The organism is Dyadobacter sp. OTU695 (assembly GCF_038440355.1).
Classification (GTDB): domain Bacteria; phylum Bacteroidota; class Bacteroidia; order Cytophagales; family Spirosomataceae; genus Dyadobacter.
The window spans coordinates 60,477-80,239 of record NZ_JASATN010000004.1; the positions used below are offsets into that span (position 1 = coordinate 60,477).

17 protein-coding genes are annotated in these 19,763 nt (G+C 49.6%); 2 read left to right on the top strand and 15 right to left on the bottom strand.

Features of this window, described 5'->3' with window-relative positions:
• Window positions 1-33: 33 nt before the first annotated feature.
• The 6 genes from AAHB90_RS10425 to AAHB90_RS10450 all read right to left on the bottom strand — a co-directional run bounded on the left by AAHB90_RS10425 (window position 34) and on the right by AAHB90_RS10450 (window position 6,556).
• Window positions 34-1,302, bottom strand: a complete 1,269-nt coding sequence (locus AAHB90_RS10425; RefSeq protein ID WP_342084923.1) for a caspase family protein — start codon at window positions 1,300-1,302, stop codon at window positions 34-36.
• 28 nt (window positions 1,303-1,330) lie between these two features.
• Window positions 1,331-2,131 carry a hypothetical protein gene (locus tag AAHB90_RS10430; RefSeq protein ID WP_342084924.1) on the bottom strand — a complete coding sequence of 267 codons (801 nt, stop codon included), beginning with the start codon at window positions 2,129-2,131 and terminating at the stop codon, window positions 1,331-1,333.
• A gap of 104 nt (window positions 2,132-2,235) precedes the next feature.
• Window positions 2,236-3,711: a C1 family peptidase gene (locus tag AAHB90_RS10435; protein WP_342084925.1), complete on the bottom strand. Its 1,476-nt coding sequence runs from the start codon at window positions 3,709-3,711 to the stop codon at window positions 2,236-2,238.
• A gap of 38 nt (window positions 3,712-3,749) precedes the next feature.
• The gene (locus AAHB90_RS10440) at window positions 3,750-4,355 is read right to left on the bottom strand and encodes a hypothetical protein (protein WP_342084926.1); all 606 of its coding nucleotides are present in this window, start codon (window positions 4,353-4,355) and stop codon (window positions 3,750-3,752) included.
• A gap of 19 nt (window positions 4,356-4,374) precedes the next feature.
• The gene (locus AAHB90_RS10445; RefSeq protein WP_342084927.1) at window positions 4,375-5,442 is read right to left on the bottom strand and encodes a caspase family protein; all 1,068 of its coding nucleotides are present in this window, start codon (window positions 5,440-5,442) and stop codon (window positions 4,375-4,377) included.
• A gap of 271 nt (window positions 5,443-5,713) precedes the next feature.
• A complete protein-coding gene (locus AAHB90_RS10450; protein ID WP_342084928.1) occupies window positions 5,714-6,556 on the bottom strand; it encodes a GNAT family N-acetyltransferase in 843 nt (280 codons plus the stop codon).
• Window positions 6,557-6,973: 417 nt separating this feature from the next.
• On the opposite strand from AAHB90_RS10450, the gene AAHB90_RS10455 reads away from it, so the two are divergent.
• Window positions 6,974-7,678 carry a hypothetical protein gene (locus AAHB90_RS10455; RefSeq protein WP_342084929.1) on the top strand — a complete coding sequence of 235 codons (705 nt, stop codon included), beginning with the start codon at window positions 6,974-6,976 and terminating at the stop codon, window positions 7,676-7,678.
• A 256-nt stretch (window positions 7,679-7,934) separates the two neighbouring features.
• Here AAHB90_RS10455 and AAHB90_RS10460 read toward each other — a convergent pair whose 3' ends face one another.
• From AAHB90_RS10460 to AAHB90_RS10470, 3 genes are read right to left on the bottom strand one after another with little or no spacing between them, the layout of a single operon-like run.
• Complete coding sequence (locus tag AAHB90_RS10460; protein ID WP_342084930.1) at window positions 7,935-11,033, bottom strand: T9SS type A sorting domain-containing protein; 3,099 nt, start codon at window positions 11,031-11,033, stop codon at window positions 7,935-7,937.
• Between the two features lie 27 nt (window positions 11,034-11,060).
• Window positions 11,061-11,822: a LytR/AlgR family response regulator transcription factor gene (locus AAHB90_RS10465; protein ID WP_342084931.1), complete on the bottom strand. Its 762-nt coding sequence runs from the start codon at window positions 11,820-11,822 to the stop codon at window positions 11,061-11,063.
• A complete protein-coding gene (locus AAHB90_RS10470) occupies window positions 11,810-13,543 on the bottom strand; it encodes a sensor histidine kinase (protein ID WP_342084932.1) in 1,734 nt (577 codons plus the stop codon). Before AAHB90_RS10470 ends, AAHB90_RS10465 begins: the two co-directional genes overlap by 13 nt.
• Window positions 13,544-13,801: 258 nt before the next feature.
• On the opposite strand from AAHB90_RS10470, the gene AAHB90_RS10475 reads away from it, so the two are divergent.
• A complete protein-coding gene (locus AAHB90_RS10475; protein WP_342084933.1) occupies window positions 13,802-14,569 on the top strand; it encodes a phytanoyl-CoA dioxygenase in 768 nt (255 codons plus the stop codon).
• A gap of 118 nt (window positions 14,570-14,687) precedes the next feature.
• Here AAHB90_RS10475 and dgoD read toward each other — a convergent pair whose 3' ends face one another.
• The 6 genes from dgoD to AAHB90_RS10505 all read right to left on the bottom strand — a co-directional run bounded on the left by dgoD (window position 14,688) and on the right by AAHB90_RS10505 (window position 19,743).
• Window positions 14,688-15,836, bottom strand: coding sequence for a galactonate dehydratase (gene dgoD, locus AAHB90_RS10480; protein ID WP_342084934.1), 1,149 nt, complete (start codon window positions 15,834-15,836; stop codon window positions 14,688-14,690).
• Between the two features lie 29 nt (window positions 15,837-15,865).
• Window positions 15,866-16,549, bottom strand: coding sequence for an START domain-containing protein (locus tag AAHB90_RS10485; protein WP_342084936.1), 684 nt, complete (start codon window positions 16,547-16,549; stop codon window positions 15,866-15,868).
• Window positions 16,550-16,622: 73 nt separating this feature from the next.
• The gene (locus tag AAHB90_RS10490; protein ID WP_342084938.1) at window positions 16,623-17,108 is read right to left on the bottom strand and encodes a helix-turn-helix transcriptional regulator; all 486 of its coding nucleotides are present in this window, start codon (window positions 17,106-17,108) and stop codon (window positions 16,623-16,625) included.
• Window positions 17,105-17,620 (bottom strand): hypothetical protein, encoded by a 516-nt coding sequence (locus tag AAHB90_RS10495; RefSeq protein WP_342084939.1) that lies wholly within the window; start codon window positions 17,618-17,620, stop codon window positions 17,105-17,107. The genes AAHB90_RS10490 and AAHB90_RS10495 overlap by 4 nt, the downstream gene beginning before the upstream one ends.
• Window positions 17,621-17,730: 110 nt before the next feature.
• Window positions 17,731-18,405 (bottom strand): hypothetical protein, encoded by a 675-nt coding sequence (locus tag AAHB90_RS10500; RefSeq protein ID WP_342084941.1) that lies wholly within the window; start codon window positions 18,403-18,405, stop codon window positions 17,731-17,733.
• 54 nt (window positions 18,406-18,459) lie between these two features.
• Window positions 18,460-19,743, bottom strand: coding sequence for a Gfo/Idh/MocA family protein (locus AAHB90_RS10505; RefSeq protein ID WP_342084942.1), 1,284 nt, complete (start codon window positions 19,741-19,743; stop codon window positions 18,460-18,462).
• Between the last annotated feature and the right edge of the window lie 20 nt (window positions 19,744-19,763).

Genomic DNA, 19,763 nt, shown 5'->3' on the forward strand with positions numbered 1-19,763 from the left:
GTTTTTCGTGGTAGTTGAGCTGGCTGTCAAATGCTAGTTGGGCTGATGCAGGACTACTTCGCGGGTAAGCAGACTGTTTTCCATCGGGATTTGCTGTCTGTTGGTCAGTTCCATCACCCGTATGCGCACCGTGCGGAAAATATCTTCCAGGCGCAGGCCGGGCACATCCAGCGCTTTCAGCAGCTCGGAAGTATACGGGCTGTTTTTGCCCTCGCCGTCCAGGGCGGTGAAGCCGGGTTTGGTTGAAAACGTAATGAGTGTACCCGGTGGCGCGCTCATGCCGGCGAGTCCTTTGCTACCCGAGCTGCGTGTCCAGCTGCGGCTTAATGGATTGTCGCGGCAGGCGTCGAGGATCATGATGTTGGTGCGCTGGGAATTTTCGTCAGCCACAGCCATTTGGTCGAGGATATCATCTGCCGAAATCGCCAGTACTTTCAGCTCAGTCTCGGTTTGCGGGTTGATATCGACCGGCAACAGGTAGTTTTTGCCCCCTATCTGCATTCCGTGGCCTGCGTAATAGAACAAAGCGACTTCCAGGTCCTGGCTCTGCACACTACTTCCGAATTGCGCTACGGCAGCGCGAAGTTCGCCTTGACTGGCGTCGATCCGCTCGATCACGTCGAACCCGAGGCCGGTCAGTTTTTGAGAGATAGCTCTTGCATCATTTTCGGGATTTTGCAGCTTCGAGCCGGTCTGATACCCTGAGTTACCCACCACGAGTGCAATGCGCTTCTTTGCTTTTTCAAAAATGATCGACCAGGTTTCCGAGTAGCCAGTCCCTTTGTCATTGCTGGCAAGGAGCCTGACAGTGTTTTTGCCGTCGTTTAAAATGATCTGGGGGGAAACTAACGTGCCTCCCACACAACCTTCTTCCTGAGCCGGCATCGTTTTGAACGACCGCGTGGCGACGGGATTGGCCGCGCCGTTGACCTCAACCCTGATATTTTCGGCTTCATTCAACACACATGCGTTCAGCCTTATTTCCGGTTTGTCACTGTACACCTGATTTTTCATCCACCTTATTTCAGGTTTTCCACCCGGATTGAGCGGATTGAAAATATCCCTGCTGCCATTTTGATAGACGATCTCGGTAATATCAGCGACCCGCAATGAAACCAGGTTCTTACTATCGCCCGAACGGTACTTTACAACATCGGGATAAACTTCGGTGATCTCCGCTATTTTCCTGCCGCCGGACTTCAAAAAGATCGTATCCGCCGCCACTGTGCCCTGGAACGCGAATACCGGTTGGGTAATCAGCGCCGTGCAGGCAAGTGCGAGGAATATTAAAAAATGCTTCATGAGCTTATAAGATGATAATGAAAGAAGCCTAGAACGAAAGCGCGATAGTCAGACCGGTTGCTTTGTGCGACGGTTCGTAATATGGCTGGAAAGACAATTCTTTTTTCCTGCGGGCGAGTTCTGCGCGTGCATTCCTCGCCAACCGTAAGTTTTTAAGACCGATCCAATCCAATGCGAAACCTCCCGCAATGGCCGCAGCCCCAAAGTAAATGCCCGGTGAAGCGAAAGCAAGAAAGCCTTCCTTCTTTTGCAGGTCGCCGGCGGGCGGTGAGCTTTGATAGTTAGCCTTATACCAGGCTGTATAGGTGTCGTTGGTTTTCCGGATTTCGCTCTTGTAGGAACTATAATCCCCACCCAGCTTGATCAACGTGGCCGCTCCCGCGACGATCGCCGCCGTGCCCAGGACCAGGTGAGTGTTGCTCCGCTTTTTATATTTCAATGTGTTGCGTTCCAAAAGGTGCAGTTCTGCGTTCGGCTCCGTATTAGCTTGTTCCCTGGCAAGTTTGAGGGGCTCTTCCTTTTGACCGGCACCGGAATTCTCATATTCTATTTTAGAGACTTCGGAACGGAAAATGAAGTAATCCGGCCCGTTTGGGTTGTTGAATCTCTTGTAACGGATGTATTTGGCATCGGTACCCAGTACTTTTGCATGAATTTCCTTTCCGTCCTTCCGGATGATTTTGTCCTGTGCTGTGGCCGTCATAGAAAAGAAACCGACCATTAATGCGACCATAGCAGGCACGACTATTACCTTCCATAGGGAAGTTGTTTTGCTGTAACAAAACTTATTGCCTGTGCTCTGACCGCTAGTAAACAAAGACTTGTCCAATACGAAGGGGTTAAAAGTGGTAATCAGATTTAAAAATAAGTAATTGAATGCAAATCGGTTTAAAATATTATCCAATTGAGGACGACAGCGGATGGCAGTTTACGCTATTGGTGAACGATCTTCACCAGAATTGGTACTACGCTTCCTTTTCGTCCGCCCTTGACTTCATAGGCTACCTTTCCCGCCTGGTAATCGATTTCCTTCGATGAAATGAATTCTTCACCCAGTGCGGCATACGCTTTCTGAACGATCGTACCTGCTGCGTTCTTCACTTTGGTGGTCAGCTCTTCAAGGTTCAATTCGTTTTGAGAAATAAATACGACGAAATAATCTTCGCCTGTAACCTCGTCGAGCGTGAAAGAGGCATACAGCGAAGGCATTACGACCGAGCTGTTCGCCGGTACGACGGCGCTTGTCACCAGGTTCTCCGAGTGATAGGGGAAAATGGCCGACACCCGGTTCTCTTTGTCGGAGCCGAGAATATACACATACGATTGTCGGGTATTGTTAACGATCATTTTGAACCGCGTTCCGGAAGGGTAGGGTCTGCTCATCGTGTAAGTAATCATTTCGGCACTGCCGGTAGGTAGGGTAGGCGTTACCTGGTCACCCTTAGCGACGGTCGACCGTACGGCCATCGGCTCGTTTCCAAGAACGAAATCGACATTGCCTTTGAGTGTTACTGCTTCGGCCGGTGGTCTTGGGATCGTCCCGGAATAAATCTGATAGGCATTTCTGGTAAAGCGGGCAAGGTCGGCGTACCGGGCCCAGGTATAGCCATTGCTGCCCCAGGTTTTCCCCCAACTATTGGCAATCAGGAACGAACCTTCATTAATATGATCGTCATAGCCTATCACTGCCATCGAATGGCCGCCCACGACATTGTCTGTTGTCTCGCCCGGCGCGGCCCTCCAGTGGCCTGTTGCCTCGTCGATAAACGAAGGAGGTACCAGCATTCCAATCAGCACGGCATTTTTACCCTCGAATAGTGCTGATTTGATCGCATTTATACGTTGCTCGGGTGTGCTATCCCCATCTTTTGGGCTGAATAGGGTTGCGTAGTCGCCGATCTTATAGTTGGCAGCTCTTTCGTCGCATTGCTCATACGGGCTGTCGCAGTTGCCAGGTGCACAGCTCAGGAATGCGGATCCTTTCGTTTTCATTACTTCCAGCGCGTCTTCCAGGAAAATACCTTCCGCGCATCCTTTGTCCTGCCCCTGTTTGAGCTGTCCGTACAGCCAGCCCGGCGAGAATGCCGTAGCCGAAATCTTCACAGGTTGGTTGGCGATGCCCAGCCTGGCCGCCTCCATGGCCGTGCGCATATAGTACGCAGCCGACCATCCTACGCAAGTACCATCCATACCCTGGTCACCGATTTCCGGCAGAAGCGCCCGGATATCGAACGATTCGGGCAGCGGGCTTTTCAGCAAAATGTCGGGCGATCTACGTGGAAGCCGCAGATACTTCGAATCATCCATTTTCAAACCCATACCGCGTCTTTGCGCCTGCGATTCGGGAGTCCGAAGAACAGCGAAACCTATAAGTCCAACAAATGCAGCGATTTTGACGGTAAACCTCATTTCGGGTTGGTTCGATTAGGGTAATGCTTTGCCGAAGTTCAAAAACCCGGGATCGGGACGGTATCCCTGACGGTAATGTCGCCGAAGAATATTTTCAGATCTTCCTTGCCTGCCTGCGCATATACGGCTGCGCTTTGCGCGGTTACCCGGATATCCTTGCGGTCGCGACTACCGTAAATGAGGTTTCCCTTGTTGTCCATACCTTTAAATTGCTGGTAGTAAGTGGCGGTGGCGCGGTAATCTCCGTCGGCCCCCTTTTCGAATTCTGAAACTACTGCTGCATCATATGAGGTGATTTCCACCTTGTCGAACTTTACATTCATCAGGTTTTTGAAATAGATCTTCACCGGGACAGACGCTACGGCACCGTTCCTGCGCGATACCTGCACGTGTGGCGACCGCCTCTTTCCATTCACCAGATGATCTTTTTCGAACAGGCTGACGGCCAGTTCCACAGCCTGCTCACGCTGTTCTATCGAATTGCTTTTGTCGGCGATCAGGGAAATGTAATGTTGCAGATCGTTTACGCGCTGCCCGGTTAACTTTTCAAACTCCGTTAATCTTTTTTTGTCCATAACGGGCTGCGCAAACAACGGGCCGAGGCAGAAGGTGAGGACAAACAGGGAGGCGAAATATCTGGTCATGTCTGGTGGGTGAAATGGCTTACCGCGTTTTGCGGATTTCCTGCAGTGTTACCACATCGTAGGTACACCCGTTTCCGAGCGATGAAAGCCGCTCGACGAAGTTGAACTCATCGATGAGCGGTGCGGTATTGACGACCCTTTTGAGAAAGTAGTCTATCGGCTGCATCTCCACGGGCGTTTCAGGGTCATCCAGGTAAATATTTACTTTGGCCGAAGGCCCGAAAAAGCCCTTTTGACCAAGCTTACTGAGTCTGCTGCGGTCGGCGAAGCTCAGTTTTTCATCGGCAAGCACGTTCAGGAACTTGTTGATTTCCGTAAAGCTGGCCTCCGCGCAGGGCGCCGCCGCATCCCGAAAGCTGCTAACCCATTGTGAATGATGTTTCAATGAATCGGGCAAGCTTTTCAGACTTGCCTGCAAACGGTTTTCCGCATCGGCCAACAGCGTTTCCCAGGAAACATGCGTGTTGTGGCCTTCCGCGTAGGCGAGCGCCTGAATCCAGGTATTACTATAAAAACTGCCCTCATTTGGATGCGCCGTAGCCTTTTCGCCTTTCCTGGCGCTGCTGATCAGCAAGTCGCCGTTCGCTTCCAGGAATAGCTTGCGGGCGATCCTGGTATCCTCGGTCACCCTTATTCCTCTCACGACGGGCCGCGCCGTTCGCATGCTGCGCGTGCCAGCCAGAATGTTATTGCAGCAGTCGCCGAGCGTTAAACAAAATCGTGGCTTCTTTTCTTTCAGCAGCCGGTGAATGGTTTCCAGTTCGAGGCTTTCATCTTTGAGATAAAGAACCGGGAAATTGCTTTTCTGTGTGTTCGTATGGATGCCGTGACCGGTATAATAAAAGAAAATAAGGTCTTCCGGTTTACTTTGTATTTTGGAAATAGCCTCCTGAATACCTCCCTTTCCGAATTTGTCCTGATTACAAATGATTTCCTGGTAACTGTATTCGATTTTTTTAGAAATGTGCCGCAATGCGCCCGACATTTCTTCAAGGTCTTTTTCACAACTCGCTCCCAGCGACGGATCTTTGGTGTCGGCCACAAGCACGGCAAAAAAAGTTTGGGCAGTACACAACTGGCTGATCATTAGCATTATCATTGCCATTCGGATCGTTCGCGTGCCGATTCTCGGAAAGGAAATCATGTTAATGACATTTCGGATAGTACTGGAACGGAAAGCATATGCAACATGACAGGCAGTCGATCAAACTAATTTGTAGCAGGCAAATAAACAGGGATTTGATTAAAATAAATAGTCCCGGTTACTTTTTGTGATGAGCGAAAGGTTAGTTAAAATGATCGAACGGACGGTTTGAGCTATCGATGATGCCAAAGAGACCCTTCGGAACAACGGTTGGTCATCCTTTTTCAGGGCCGGAACTGGCCCAGATCGATTCCGGCGAATCCATTAATTTTTTGCCTCTGTACATTCTGATAAACCGGCGCTGTTCTTCCAGTCCGTTTGAACTTGCCCAGCGCAATGCGGCCTTATTAGGGGCGGGAATATCCGCAAAAACCGGCATTCCATTGAAGTGATACAGCATTACGTCGCTAATCTGCCGGCCCGCCTCGACGGTTGAAGCAATGATCGGGCCGAGTTGTACCGCATTGCGCCCCTTGCGTGAGCATGCGTACGCGACGCCATCTTCGAGCATGGAATAATAGCAGGGATTGGAACTGACCAGCGAATGCAGAAATGCCTCTCGGCGCTTTGCGGTAGCGCGCAGGTCGAGGTCAAGAATAGGGGCGGCGGGCGTTTCTTTTGTCCACGGTACAGCCTCTTCATCGATCCGTGCGAGTGTTTTGGCCACACCTTTCATCCTTACCACTTCGTACTCTTCCTTAAATCCCAGTTTTTCATAAAGCCCTTTTCCGAAAACGGTGGCGTCCAGGCGGATCGTTTCAATACCCTGAGCCTCCAAATGGCCGATCGCGTGCTCCATCAGCTTTTTGCCGATGCCCTGGTTCCGCGCCGAAACGTCCACGAGCACCATGGCTATCCACGCGACCTTGCCGAATAAGCAGGTCGTGACAGTTCCCAGGGGCCGTTCGGCCTCTGCCAGGAAGCAGCCATCGGTCTGCATCGCCAATGCGCGGTGCCAGTCGGCTTCCAGCTGGTTCCAGCCAGCCTGCAGCACAAGCTGCATGCCAAACGGCACGTCCGAAAGTTGCATTTGCCTGATGGTAATCGAATTTTCCACTCGTCTTTTGTATTACGTATATGATAGTGAGGTCGTTTTGTCGGAGTAACTCCTTTGCCAGCTATTTATTTAAAATCTAACCACTTTCATCCGGCGTTCCAAATCTCGAGGTTCCGGCCTTTGCTTTCCCAGAAAAATAGCACACAGGTTATCGGTGTTAAATTTTCTGGCCCTGGCAGAGATATGGATGGGAACAATAGCGGGGGACGAACGATCGGTGGAGAAAAACGGTAGGGCTTCCCAGGATGTTGGTTTGTAATCAGGTTTTTTTTGACAGGCTACATAAAAAATAACCTGTGGTAGATGGTTCATTTTCAGGTTGGAAACGCCTGGCTGAAATAACTTTTATCAGGGCGTTCCAACCAAATCAAGGCGGTTTTGCGTCACTTAGCTGATTTTAAAACCAAATAACAGCTCATGAAAAAGTTAGTTTTAGTGCTCGGACTGCCGTTCCTGTTCCTTTCCTGCAACGACGATGACAGCGACGTGGTACTGCCTCCGAAAATGGAGCTCAACGACCAGTTTAACATTGACAAGCAAGGATGGACTGCCGGTTTTTCCGACTATCCCGTAAAAATGGAATCGGACTGGAAGCTCGAAGAAGGTATTGCCAATTTGCCGGCACCCCTTGATGCGCAGAAAAAGGGATTCCGTATTTCCGGTAACAACCACAGCGACGACCTGTTCATGTATTTCAAAAAGAAAATGACAGGCCTGAAACCGAACCAGGAATACAATGCATCATTTACGCTTGAATTTGCTTCTGACGCGCCTTCAGAAGGCTGGGCCGGCGTAGGCGGTGCGCCTAATGCGGTGAGTGTGGGAATCGGTGCGGTGCCCGTAGAGCCGAAAACGACAGTCGATAACCTGGAACATTATCGCATGAACATCGACAAGATCCAGCAAAAAAACGATGGCAAGGACATGAAGGTGATTGGCGACATCGGTAACGGAACCGACAAAGTGGGGTATAAACTGCTTACCAAAACGGGTGAGTTTAAAGGAAAAACCGATGCAAGCGGTAACCTATGGCTGATTTTCGGTACCGATTCCGGCTTTGAGGCTACTACTACCCTGTACTACACTTCCGTGAAAGTGAAATTGACGGAATCGACGAAATAGCATCTGTTTCATCAAAAGTTCGGAAAGGAGGCAAATACCTGGGTAAATGCCTCCTTTCGTGTTTACCACCACGCCACATTTCGGCAGCGGTTTGATCGTAAAAGAATGTAAAGCGCTTGTAAAAGTGGTATGGTGGCCGTGTAGCCATCAGTTACGGACCGGATCGGTCGAGAGCAATGCGAGCGCGATAGCGGTTAGTTTTACAATGGAATGCATCGGACGAAAAAGGCAAAGATAAGCCGCGGGCAAGATCGATTTAAAGTTTTACAATCTTCTTGACCACTTGCCCGCTCGCACCGGAATATATGATAATGTACTGGCCGGCCGGCAAACTCTTTACATCGAGCCTTTTGGTTTTTCCGACAACTGTTTTGAGTTGTTCATAGCCTTTCGGGTCGAGGATCCTGATAATTCCTCCCTCTTTTAAATCGATATTCAATTCGTTCACGACCGGGTTGGGGTAGGCGTTGAGCAGCGCCTCATCGGGTAGGTAACTGCCTCGGCCAGGCATTTCCGGCTGGGTAACCACGAGCTCGTCATCCTTATCGGGGATAAGGTTCAACTCGTCCATTTTCCAAACTTGCAGGCCTTTCGAGTAGGCGAAGGCTACGGCGTACACGCTTCCCCTGAAATGAAAGGCTTCCAGCGACAGCACTCCCTCGCTACCCTTTACGATTTCGGGAAAGTGATACAGTGAGTCGCGGTCGAACCGGGCAAGTTCGAATCCGGTCGCTGCCGTATTGAACGCCGTGTAAATTGGACTAACCCCATTGCCGAAGTCATACCAGCCGGGTAGTTCATACTTTTTAACCGGTTCATTGCCTTCCACCGAATATACGCTCGGAGGATTGATATAGGCTTGGTCGATTGCTATCGCAAGGTCCCCCAGTAAAGACCTGGTTACTGAAACCCCGGCAGGAAAGTCGAGGTGCTTTTCTTTGGCAATATCGACAAGAATGGTATGCCGATTACTTCCGTCGTACTCGAAAAATAATTGGTCGCCTGTACCTGCCATCGAGAACCCAACGGACTGATCTTTAAAAAGCGCTGTAATTTTTTCCCGTTTCAGGTCATATATATAATAAGATGCCCCGGCATTGCTTCTAACTTTGATCAAAATGCCCTGAGGAACAGCGTTCATCGATTCAACCTCCTCGGTAAATTTCTGAGTGATAACGCGGTCGTTGTGCACGATCACCGCCTGCCTGGTACCCCAAAGGCCTACCGCATTTCCTGCCACGGCGTCGATCTGGTGTATATCGGTGAACTCGCCGAGCAATTGGGCAGTACTGGCTTTATAAATTTTCACGTCCGGACCGCTCATCGTGCCGGCGATCAGATACTCGCCTCTGAGGACCAGATAAGTCATCGGTCCGGTGAAAAGCCGGTTGACTTTGTCGGAACCGGCGTCGGTGTAGCAAACATCACTCAGCCGGCCGTCGTTGCGCAGCATGTAAAAGATCCGGTTGTCGTAAAACTGATGATTCATTGCATCATCCCCGTTTTTATTCAGCTCAATCGGATTCAGCTTTCCATTCTCGAATTTGTAGACCATTTCATAAGCCATCCCGTTTTTGGTCGACGAGTGGGTCAGGAAGATATGGTTGGATGTCGCGTGAAGTTCATGAAACGGAAATTGGGAACCATCGATTTTCCAAACACTATCGAGATCGGTGATAAGGTGCATTCTTTTTCCTGATTCGTTCAGTTCAAAGGCGGCCATGCGGTTGTTCGTGACCGTTTTGACTACAAAGGCTGCGGCGTCGTTAACGTAAGTATAGATTTCACGCGTCCCCGCCCTGGTCCCATCTGTTTTAAAGATTCTGACGGCGTTTGGAGTGGCAGAGGAAAAAACGATCTGATTTCCAACCCTGCCCGAATCCTGTGCCATTCTCCATGAAACGACCCCGCCGTCAAAAGACAGTAATTCGGATGTCGTTTTGCCATCACTCATCCATAGTTTTCCGGTACTGTGCTCCTCATCGTTGGTCCAGAAAAGCAATTTGTTGTTCAAAACTGTTCTGTGAGCAAGATATTTCTCCTTATAAATTGGGCGGCGGGTGATCAACGGCAGACGGAGTGTGTTGTCGGAAGTGTATACATTATCGGAAAGCTCGAATTCCTTATTGGCGACCTTGACTTTCTGGACCCGAAACGGAAGCTGCTCAATAGAAACAGGTTTGTTCTCGGCTATGTTGTAAGTGCATTTGGCGTAGCCGGAACGAATCTCGAACAGGTCCCGTGATTGCGGAATGACTTTTACCCCGCGTGCCGTAACTTCTCTGGGAAGGCTTGGGGAAATGCGTTTTGTATTTTTTTTGAAATCAAAAACACCCAGGTATGCCGCGTAAATGCTTTCATACCCAAAAAGGCTGGTGAAGGAAAGTTGGTCGCCTTCGATGACGAAACTGGTGTGGAACGGGCCTTCCGACGACCCTGTGGGTGTGCCGGCATACAGCATACTGGTTACCACATCGGCGACGGTTTCCCAATTGTGCCCTTCGATAACCTTAAAAATTTTCAGCGTCACATTGTTATTGAAAAAGCCTCCGTCGTTGATCAGAAAAAGCGATCCTGCCTTGTCTCTCAGCAGAAGGGGCGCCGGACCGCGGCTCCAATCGAACGTTTTGGGTGTTGCTGCCCGATTGGTATCGGCAACTACCAATTTTCTTTCCTCATGGTTAATGTCGATAGCTATGTACTCGTAACCGTTTTGCTCTTCTACGATAATTTCGTTCAGCGGCAAGCCTTGGCTACTGGCAAGCGTATGCGTTTCACCGTCGACCACTTTCAGGGTCCATTTCTTGGCCGTCGAATCATGCAGGCCATAGTAAAGGTTTCCGCCCGAATACCTGAAAGCGGTGGCGTCATCATTTAAAAAATCAGTTTGCCCATCGGTGCTCAGCCACGCGAATGAATACCGCTGTGTATTAACATTGCGGAAAGTCAGAAGCAGCTTTCCCGATACGATATCCAGGTTTATTGTACTATCCGAACGCAGCAGTTTTTGTGTGCCTGACGGAGACCCGTCGGTTTTCCATACTTCAGATCCATTAGCAACGAAATATAAAAAGTCCCCGGCTTTGCTGAAATCATAGGAATAAGAGTTTTGATAACCCGGAACAATGTCTTTTAGAAGTTTTGTATTGGCCTTCGTTCCGTCCGAAACCCAAAGTTCATTTCCATTTGCCGGGGAAAACGAAGAAAAGATCATCCGGTTGCCAATCTGTGATTGGTAGACCGGATTAAGTGCCTGTTTGTTAGCGCTGTTATCGAAATTGGTAATCTGTTTTTGTGCGATGCAACAGGACGTGATCAATAGTAGAAAATGCAGAATGTAAAATTGTTTTTTCATGGCTGATAGTCTTGATAGTATGAATAGTTAGGCGAATAGTTCTTTTAGAAGATGTTTTCGCTGTTTACTGATGATGGCCTGATAATTACCTTCCATTAGAAGATATCCACCGTCTTCTTTTCTGAAAGATACGATCCGGTTTTTATTAATCAAATAGGATTGATGCGTACGTATAAATCCATAAGGTTCAAGGATATTTTCGTATTCTGAAATAGGTTTGCTGACTGTTACTTTTTTATTTCCTGCTAAATAGAAAGTCGTGTAACTATTATCCGATTTGCAAAAAATAATATCGTCTATCTGTATGTAATGAATTTCGTTTGCCTCCGCCAGGGCAATTTTCTTTTGCCGCTGGGAGGGCAGGTTTTCAAACGACTGGATCAGCATTGCTATCTGCGCACTCTGATCGCGTTCCTTCTTTTTATCCGTTGCTTTTCTGACGGCCTCCGTGAGTTCGAGATGATCTAGCGGTTTGAGCAGGTAATCGGTGGCCGAAAATTTAATGGCCTGGATGCCGTACAGGTCGTAAGCCGTCGTGAAAATAATGCTGCCCTGGTAATGCCCGAGCTGTTTAAGCAGGTCGAAGCCCGTTCCATTTTGCAAACGGATATCCAGGAACAGGATATCCGTTTGTTGTTTGGTCAAAAAGTCGTACGCCTCGCTTACGTTATGCGCATAACCCGCCACTGCTACCTGCGGGCAATGCATTTCCAATGCGAGGCGCAAATTATGCACGGCCTGGATTTCGTCATCGAGTATAAAGCAGCGGATTGGGGTCAGGAGAGCCATTTTAATAGTCGGATTTCGGTAGCAGTGCCGGAGCCCTGGCCGGATTTGGTTTGGAGAACAATCTGCATGGTCGGCAACTTCTCGTTGAATAATACAATTCTTTTGGCGGTCAAAGAGAGACCATGTCCAGGCATTTTTACCGAAGTATCGAACCCAATACCATTATCGGCAATGACCACAATCAGGTCGGTGGCATCGCACCGAATAGTAATGGTAAGCGTCGGGTTACGCACGTTTTCAGCGAGGCCGTGACGGATGCAATTTTCAATAACCGGTTGTAAAAGAAGTGGCGGGAAATCGATCGAGGCGATGTCATTCCCGCACTCATTTCGGAAGGTGTACGTAAATGCTTTTCTTTTTTGTTCCAGCGCAATATATTTTTCTTCGATCCCGATTTCCTCGGCAAGCGAAACCAACTCCTTGCGCCCATTATCCATAATTGTGCGCATAAAAGTCGCCACTTCGGTAATGTATTGATTGGCCCCTTCTGGATCGTTTTGCCGGATCAGTGATTGAACCGCATTAAGCGAATTGAAAAGAAAATGCGGATTTAACTGGCCAGTGAGCAGCTGCAGCTGGTTTTCTATTTCATTTTTTTTAATGTTTACTTTAATGAGTTGCCTTTTATGGCGTTGTTTTTGAATTAAAATAACCAGAAGCGCGAGCACAATTATCCCCATGATTGCCGATGCGACATCGATCCAGTCCGCGTGCATTGGCTTGACATCGATGTTTACCTCGTGGACGCTTTCGGGTTGGTGCTTGTACCGCAAGAATATCCTGGCAGTCGAGCCCGCTTTTGGTTTTTCGAGGTAAATATAGGAGTATCCGCTCGTGAATTTTTTGTTGTTTTCTCCTCCGAGCCTTTGCCAGTTTTCAGGTTTACCGATCGCGTACTCAATCCCGCTATTTCTCGGGGTTCGACCGAAGAATTGGTATTGCTCATGATTCGAAAACCGCAGAATTGCGGAATGACCGGCGTTTATTTCGAAATGGTTTGTCTGCGGTCCCTGGGCCGTGTAAGCTTTATTGATTTCGTTGTTAAGGATTTCTTCAAAGCTTTTGTCAGAGGGGAAATCGACGAAATTGAAATAATCGGGAACACTGCGTACGCGGGTGATCGAAAAATGGTACAGCCTCGCCAACGTATTCTTGTTCCTGAATTCCACACTGAGTGAATCATTCAGCCGAAGCTCGAATTTTCCGGCATGGTAATGCTCGGCGGGCGTCGTTTCCACGTTTTCGGGCTGGTGGCGGAGCATGTTCATATCCACATGTCCAATGTAAAAATCCGGATCATTTTTAAGTGATAGAACGGTAGTCCAATCGTTTTTTAGCCTGCCATTTACAAAAGTCCGGAATTGTAAATCTTTGAAATCAATCTGGGGGATTGAATCGCCTTTGCGGGCCAGCACTTTACCAAAAGGATAGAAATCCAGCGAAAAGTTGCCCATTGATACAAAGAACTTCGAGGGATCGACGGTCGAAAGTTCCCGGGTAAGCGTGGCATCCGTGTAGAGGAACTGGTTGTCGCGATTAGGCGTCAGAAAAGAAATCTTATCGGGCAGCGCTGTGATGCTGCCCGCCATGGTAACAATGCAGGAATCGCATACGACGCCATCGTAAATCTCCTTAAGAACAAGCAGATTATTGTTACTATACTGTCCACGGGCAATGGCAGGCAGGAAGATCAGAAGGCTAAAAAGGACAAATTTTTTCATGACATAAAATGGTCTGGTTCAGCCGCAAATAAGTACCCGCCTCCGACAGCTAACCAGCCAAAACTGAATATGGCGCAATTCGATTTGAATTCAGCCTGTTGTTGGGCCAAAAGAAACCAATTGCTTAAATTTGTAACCATGAGATTCGCACCAACACTCTGACACTCCTTCCCGTGCAGCCGTTGCACATCATCCCTGTTTTTCAGGGATCAGGATTTTAGTATCTCAATTTTTCAATCAATTACTTATCGGAATCTCATGGAAGGAAGACTGAGTTCTCAGCAAATAGATCAGTTTATTACGCAAGGCTTTGTCCGTATCGACAATGCTTTTTCAGCCGAAATCGCATCGCAGGCGCGGGACATTCTATGGAACGATCTCGGTCTTGACAAAAAAGACCCAACCACCTGGACCAAACCGGTAGTCCGCCTCGGGATGTACCCGCAGGAGCCTTTCGTCGCATCGGCCAACACGCCGGTGCTGCATGCTGCATTCGATCAGTTGGTGGGTGTCGGTAAATGGCTGCCCTGCCGTAGTATGGGCACATTTCCTGTGCGTTTCCCGTCGGAGGAAGACCCTGGCGATGCGGGCTGGCACGTCGACGCCAGCTTCCCCGGCGCCGATCCGGCCGATTACTGGGAGTGGCGGGTGAATATCCATTCAAAAGGCCGCGGGTTGCTGATGCTTTTCCTCTACTCGGACGTGAGCGAGCACGACGCGCCCACGCGTATACGTATAGGCTCGCACGTGGACGTCGCCCGGGCATTGCAGCCGGAAGGAGAAGCCGGACTGGCATTTATGGAGCTCGCCGGCAAGCTCGGCAGCATGCCCGAACGTGAAATTGCATTCGCAACGGGCAAAGCGGGCACCGTGTACCTCTGCCACCCGTTCCTCGCGCATGCTGCGCAACCGCACCACGGTACCGAGCCCAAATTCATGGCCCAACCGCCGTTGTTGTTGCGGGACGATTTGTCTGTTAATGGCGAAAGCCCTGTCGAGCGGGCTATTCGGCGAGCATTAATGTAGGGGAGGAAGGAGGAAAGGGAGGAAGGGGAGGAAGGGGAGGAAGGGGAGGAAGGGGAGGAAGGGGAAAAAAAACATTTCCCTTTCCTCCATCCTCCCTTTCCTTCTTCCTCCCTTTCTTTTACCACTCCGCCGCACTGCCATCTTCATGCGTCCACAACGGGTTCTTCCAGTTATGACCGATGGCGGCCATTTTCCGGACTTGTTCTTCGTTGATTTCGATGCCGAGGCCGGGGCCGGAGGGGATGTTTACAAAGCCATCGTGATAGTCGAATACCGTTCGGTCGGTGAGGTAGTCCATTAGATCGCTGCCCTGGTTGTAGTGGATGCCCAGACTTTGCTCCTGGATAAATGCATTGTGGCAGGTCGCATCCACCTGTAAGCACGCTGCGAGCGCGATAGGCCCGAGGGGGCAATGCGGAGCGGCCGCCACGTCGAATGCTTCTGCCATCGACAATATCTTTTTGCACTCGGTAATGCCGCCGGCGTGGGAGAGGTCGGGCTGGATAATGTCGGCATAACCGTCCATAAGCAGTTTTTTGAAATCCCAGCGGCTAAACATCCGCTCGCCCGTCGCGATGGGGATGGATGTATGCGCGGCAATTTCCCGTAATGCCTCATTGTTTTCGGACAATACCGGTTCTTCAATGAACATCGGCCGGAATGGCTCCAATTCTTTTGCCAGCACTTTCGCCATGGGCTTATGCAGGCGTCCGTGAAAATCTACCCCGATTTCCAGGCCGTACCCAAGCGCTTCCCGGATCGATGCCACCCTTTTGATCGCCAGATCGATTTTTTCAAATGAATCGATGTACTGCATTTCATTGGTCGCATTCATTTTAATGGCCTTGAAACCGCGGTCGAAACATTCTTTCGCAGCACCGGCTACTTCATCGGGCCGGTCTCCGCCTATCCAGGAATATACCTTGATCTTATCGCGGCATTTGCCGCCGAGTAGTTGGTAAACAGGAGCATTGAAAAATTTCCCTTTGATATCCCACAACGCCTGGTCGATACCCGCGATGGCGCTCATGAGGATCGGGCCGCCACGGTAAAAGCCGCCCCGGTACATGGCGTTCCAGTGGCCTTCGATGTCGAGCGGGTCCTTGCCGATCAATGCTTCCATCAATTCGTGCACCGCGGCAGCCACGGTTGCAGCCTTGCCCTCTATGACCGGCTCGCCCCATCCGACGATGCCTTCATCGGTTTCAATTTTCAAAAACAACCATCTGGGAGGTACCTGGAACAGCTCGTAGCTTCTGATTTTCATTCTATTTTTCTTTTACATTGTATAACCTTCTAATTGGCTATAAATGTAAGGGAGGCATTTCTATATTTTGGCAATTTGAGCTGCTGTTTCATGCTTTTAAATGTCTCCATAGGCCCCTCGGCGGCAAATGCATTCACTGCCCAGGCAGGTACATAACCTCCCGGATCGGTATGGAGGGTATATTCGATCCGTACTTTGCCTGCCACCGGCGTCAGCACCCACCGGCCCTTCGAATCGCTAACCCGGACTACGTTTTTCTTCACCGGAACCATTCCGGCCACCACCGGCCCGTCGATAGTCACGGCTTTCGTCACCGGATCCTGCCGTGTGATGAGGTGTGCCACAAAGTCGCGGTTATCCAGCGGCCAGGGCAGGCTTATTTCGGAATGATAATACAAATCGGTAGGAGAGACCTTCTTGATGAGCGTGCAGGATTTGGTTTTGTAAACCCACTGCGTCCCTGCCTCAACATCCAGCAGCAGGGATACCATCTGCGCCAGCGAAGCATCCACGACGCAATCCACTTTAATGGCCTTGATTTTCGAGTCGGGAACAGCCGAGGAGTAGATACGGATCTGCTCTTTATCGGCGATGAGTTTCCACTTAGTTTGCGCTATTGCCGGCATTGAAATGATAGCGATAACGAATAATAGGATGAATTTCTGCATTTGTTGGATGAAGTATAGTTCGTCGCGCAGCTTGTTTTTTAGCATGACAACTCAACTTCAACAACCCCTGCAAAAAGCATTAAATTCCTGCTGATGCATTTAATCAACGCGTCGTGATCTATTCCTGCGCCGTTGCCAGGTTCTGATGGCCGTACTTTTCAAATTCCGCTGCCTTCGCCACGCCCAGTTTTTTCAATTCATTCCTGACCTCCAACCGAAGCCAATGCTCCGGCGTAGTTTTCGTAAAAGAAGCCAGCTTGAACGCCATATCCGTACTCAATCTACGCTCTCCGGTCAGGTATTTATGCAGGTTGCTGTCCTTCATTTCGAACAGCTCGGCGAGTTGTTTTTGAGTGACACCGAGGAGTTTCAAATACATTTTTACAAAGTCATGGATTGTGTGATAATCGGTCGCCCCATCTCCTTCATCGATGAGAAGGTCGTGAATATAGTGTTCAATCTTAAATCGGAGCCCGAGCATCTGGTATTCCAATTGCTGCTCCGGCGATTGTTTTCCCGACTCCGCAATTACAAATTCCCGAAGCCCTTCGAATCTCTTCTCATTCCAGAGATGTTCGGGAAGAATTTCATTTTCATCTTTCATAATACAGGAGTTAAAAATTTAGCTATCAGGTCTTTCCCTTTTTCAGGCGGAATGAACATCGTGGTATCCCCCCAGGGCAATGCGCCATACTTAATGCAGTAAACCGCCATCAATTTCACTTCGTCCTCCTTTCGATGCTCTTTTACATCGAAAGCCAGCCAGCCGCGGAAGTGGTCTTTCCCATACACGAAACTAAGCTGGCATGCAAATGCGATTAAACATCCCGCCACGTTGTCGAGGGCCTTTTGCTTTCCTTTGTTATGAGGGGCAACTTCGACAAAAGCCATATACGGTTCAGTGCTATTTTTCATCTGAAAAACCAGACAGCCTTCAATTATATCCGGACTATCATCACAAACCAATACATAAGTTTCGCAACCCTTTTTGCGGGCGTGTTTATGAAAATTAAAGCGCCAGCCATCATTGAGGGATGGTAATACCAGCTTTCCTGGCTTGGTAATGCGCGCGGCTACGCTTTCGCCGCTCGAAACACACAAAACATTTACATTCATGTTCCAGCAAATGAAGATACGAATAATTATACAACTTGTATAATTGCTGACCTGGCTATTTATCCGAAGGTTGAATGTAATGAGGGAATGGCTGAGTGGTGGGAATGCGACTAGTCGACGACGATCAATCGCTGCGGAAATTTAAGGTTTCCTACCTGAATTTTGTACTTACCAGGTTTGAGCAGGCTCTGGATCGGTGCATAGAGTTGAATCGAAAGCCTGTTCGGTTCCGACGCGCATCCCGCGAGCGGAGCGCCATCGGCGTAGATCACCGCGCTGTCGGTACCGTCCTCGCGCTCGAAGGTAATGCGGTCTAAATGAGGGAGATTGAATTGATTGCGAACGGGTAAATTCAATTTTAAAGCTTCTGATTTTCGTGAGAATGTCGTTTCTTCATAAATGTCCTGCGGCGCAAGGTCGCCGGTAGTAACAATGTTCATTCGGTAGGTAGCAGTTTTTGTCCGGTTGCCAATGCGCAGGTAAACGGGCTCGGTAGGCTTGGTTAACCTGCAAAATGCGGAAATATCGATGCTCCCATCAGCCAGCAGCCCCACAACCTCCGCACCTTCCGTCAGTTTCATCACCGGTTTCAGGCCACCTTCCAGCACTGCCGGCATCCTCACGGTGATCTCCGAGTTACGTGCGTCGAAAGTAATGTTCTCATCAGGCAGCGCTTCGAAAGAAATGCTTTGGATCGCCGGCATGTCGTTAACCGGCGACGACGATTCTTTGCAGCCGAATAGCAATGTGCTGAAAATGAGAGAGGTTAGTAAAGAACGTTTCATGGCAATGGCTGTTTAGTTATTGCCAATATACAAAAATAGCTATCAATGGTTACATTATGTGAGGTCCCATTCTTTCCTTGGTTTTCTACTTAAAAACCGGTTCGCTTCCTTGTCGCCGCTGAACTTCTCCTTCTTCGCATTCCAGGTCAGTTCCCGCTTTAATCGGTAAGAAATCAGTCCCAAATGCATTGGGATCGTCATTTCGCGTGCGTAGACGAGGTTGGATTCCGGCTGCTTGCGCGATTTGACGCAGTCGATGAAATTCTGCTGATGGCCTGGCGAGCGGGGATTGGTGATCGGAACGGTGGAAATATCCGTCATTTTTTCGCCATTGATCGTCAACTCGCGGGTGTTGTAATCGCAAATCAGCGTGCCTTTGTCGCCTTCGAAGAAAGCACCGATTCCGCGGTCGGCGGCGCCGGGTACATTGGGCGGGTTCGACGACCAGTATACTTTCAAACCATCAAATTCATAGTCCACGTCGAGCGTTTTGGGCGCGTCGGCAATGCCTTCGTATGCGGTACCGCGTGCGTTGATCTTCTTCAAACCCGTCGGGTGGATCGCCGAGTACATCACATCGGCAATGTGGCACCAGAAATCGGCAAACTCGCCGCCCGAATAGTCGAGGAAATAGCGGTAAGTGAAATGGCACTTTTCGGGAATGTATTCGGTAAACGGCGCGGGGCCGAGCCACATGTCCCAATTCAGCGTTTTGGGCACGGCCTGCACCGTCGGCGAACCGAGCTCCTTGGTACTCGGCTTCTTCCAAAGCCGCACCGTATGCACCTTCCCGATAGCCCCCGACTGGATCAGCTCCACGACCCGGTGAAAATTATCGCCCGCATGGATCTGGTTGCCCATTTGAAACACCCGGTCATATTTTTCCAGATTTTTAAGCATCATTTTCCCCTCTTTCAAACAATAGGAAAGCGGTTTTTCACCATACACATCTTTCCCCGCCTGAAACGCCAGCGTCGCAATCTGCGCATGCCAGTGATCGGGCGTCGCGATGGTAATGGCATCGATATCCTTCCGTTCGAGAATGCGCCGGAAATCGCCGTACGTATCGACTTTAATGCCCGGCTTCATCTCTTCCAGCCGTTGCTTCGTCTCACCTAAATGCAGTTCATCCACATCGCAAAGCGCAACAATCTCAGCATCAGGCAAATTCGCAAACCATTTCATATGATTATTCCCCATCCCGCCCAGGCCGATATGCGCTATACGCACGCGGTCGCTCGGCGCAGCGCGCGTGATCAGGTTTGGTAAAACGGCGAGTCCAAGCGTAGTAAGCCCGGCAGTTCTAAGAAATTCGCGGCGGTTCGGGAATTGGGTCATCGGTGGTTTAGGATTTTGGT

Coding starts and splice junctions, on each gene's coding strand:
- AAHB90_RS10425 (WP_342084923.1), bottom strand. CDS start 1,302: ATGAAGCATTTTTTAATATTCCTCGCACTTGCCTGCACGGCGCTGATT.
- AAHB90_RS10435 (WP_342084925.1), bottom strand. CDS start 3,711: ATGAGGTTTACCGTCAAAATCGCTGCATTTGTTGGACTTATAGGTTTC.
- AAHB90_RS10440 (WP_342084926.1), bottom strand. CDS start 4,355: ATGACCAGATATTTCGCCTCCCTGTTTGTCCTCACCTTCTGCCTCGGC.
- AAHB90_RS10445 (WP_342084927.1), bottom strand. CDS start 5,442: ATGATCAGCCAGTTGTGTACTGCCCAAACTTTTTTTGCCGTGCTTGTG.
- AAHB90_RS10455 (WP_342084929.1), top strand. CDS start 6,974: ATGAAAAAGTTAGTTTTAGTGCTCGGACTGCCGTTCCTGTTCCTTTCC.
- AAHB90_RS10460 (WP_342084930.1), bottom strand. CDS start 11,033: ATGAAAAAACAATTTTACATTCTGCATTTTCTACTATTGATCACGTCC.
- AAHB90_RS10465 (WP_342084931.1), bottom strand. CDS start 11,822: ATGGCTCTCCTGACCCCAATCCGCTGCTTTATACTCGATGACGAAATC.
- AAHB90_RS10470 (WP_342084932.1), bottom strand. CDS start 13,543: ATGAAAAAATTTGTCCTTTTTAGCCTTCTGATCTTCCTGCCTGCCATT.
- AAHB90_RS10475 (WP_342084933.1), top strand. CDS start 13,802: ATGGAAGGAAGACTGAGTTCTCAGCAAATAGATCAGTTTATTACGCAA.
- dgoD (WP_342084934.1), bottom strand. CDS start 15,836: ATGAAAATCAGAAGCTACGAGCTGTTCCAGGTACCTCCCAGATGGTTG.
- AAHB90_RS10485 (WP_342084936.1), bottom strand. CDS start 16,549: ATGCTAAAAAACAAGCTGCGCGACGAACTATACTTCATCCAACAAATG.
- AAHB90_RS10490 (WP_342084938.1), bottom strand. CDS start 17,108: ATGAAAGATGAAAATGAAATTCTTCCCGAACATCTCTGGAATGAGAAG.
- AAHB90_RS10495 (WP_342084939.1), bottom strand. CDS start 17,620: ATGAATGTAAATGTTTTGTGTGTTTCGAGCGGCGAAAGCGTAGCCGCG.
- AAHB90_RS10500 (WP_342084941.1), bottom strand. CDS start 18,405: ATGAAACGTTCTTTACTAACCTCTCTCATTTTCAGCACATTGCTATTC.
- AAHB90_RS10505 (WP_342084942.1), bottom strand. CDS start 19,743: ATGACCCAATTCCCGAACCGCCGCGAATTTCTTAGAACTGCCGGGCTT.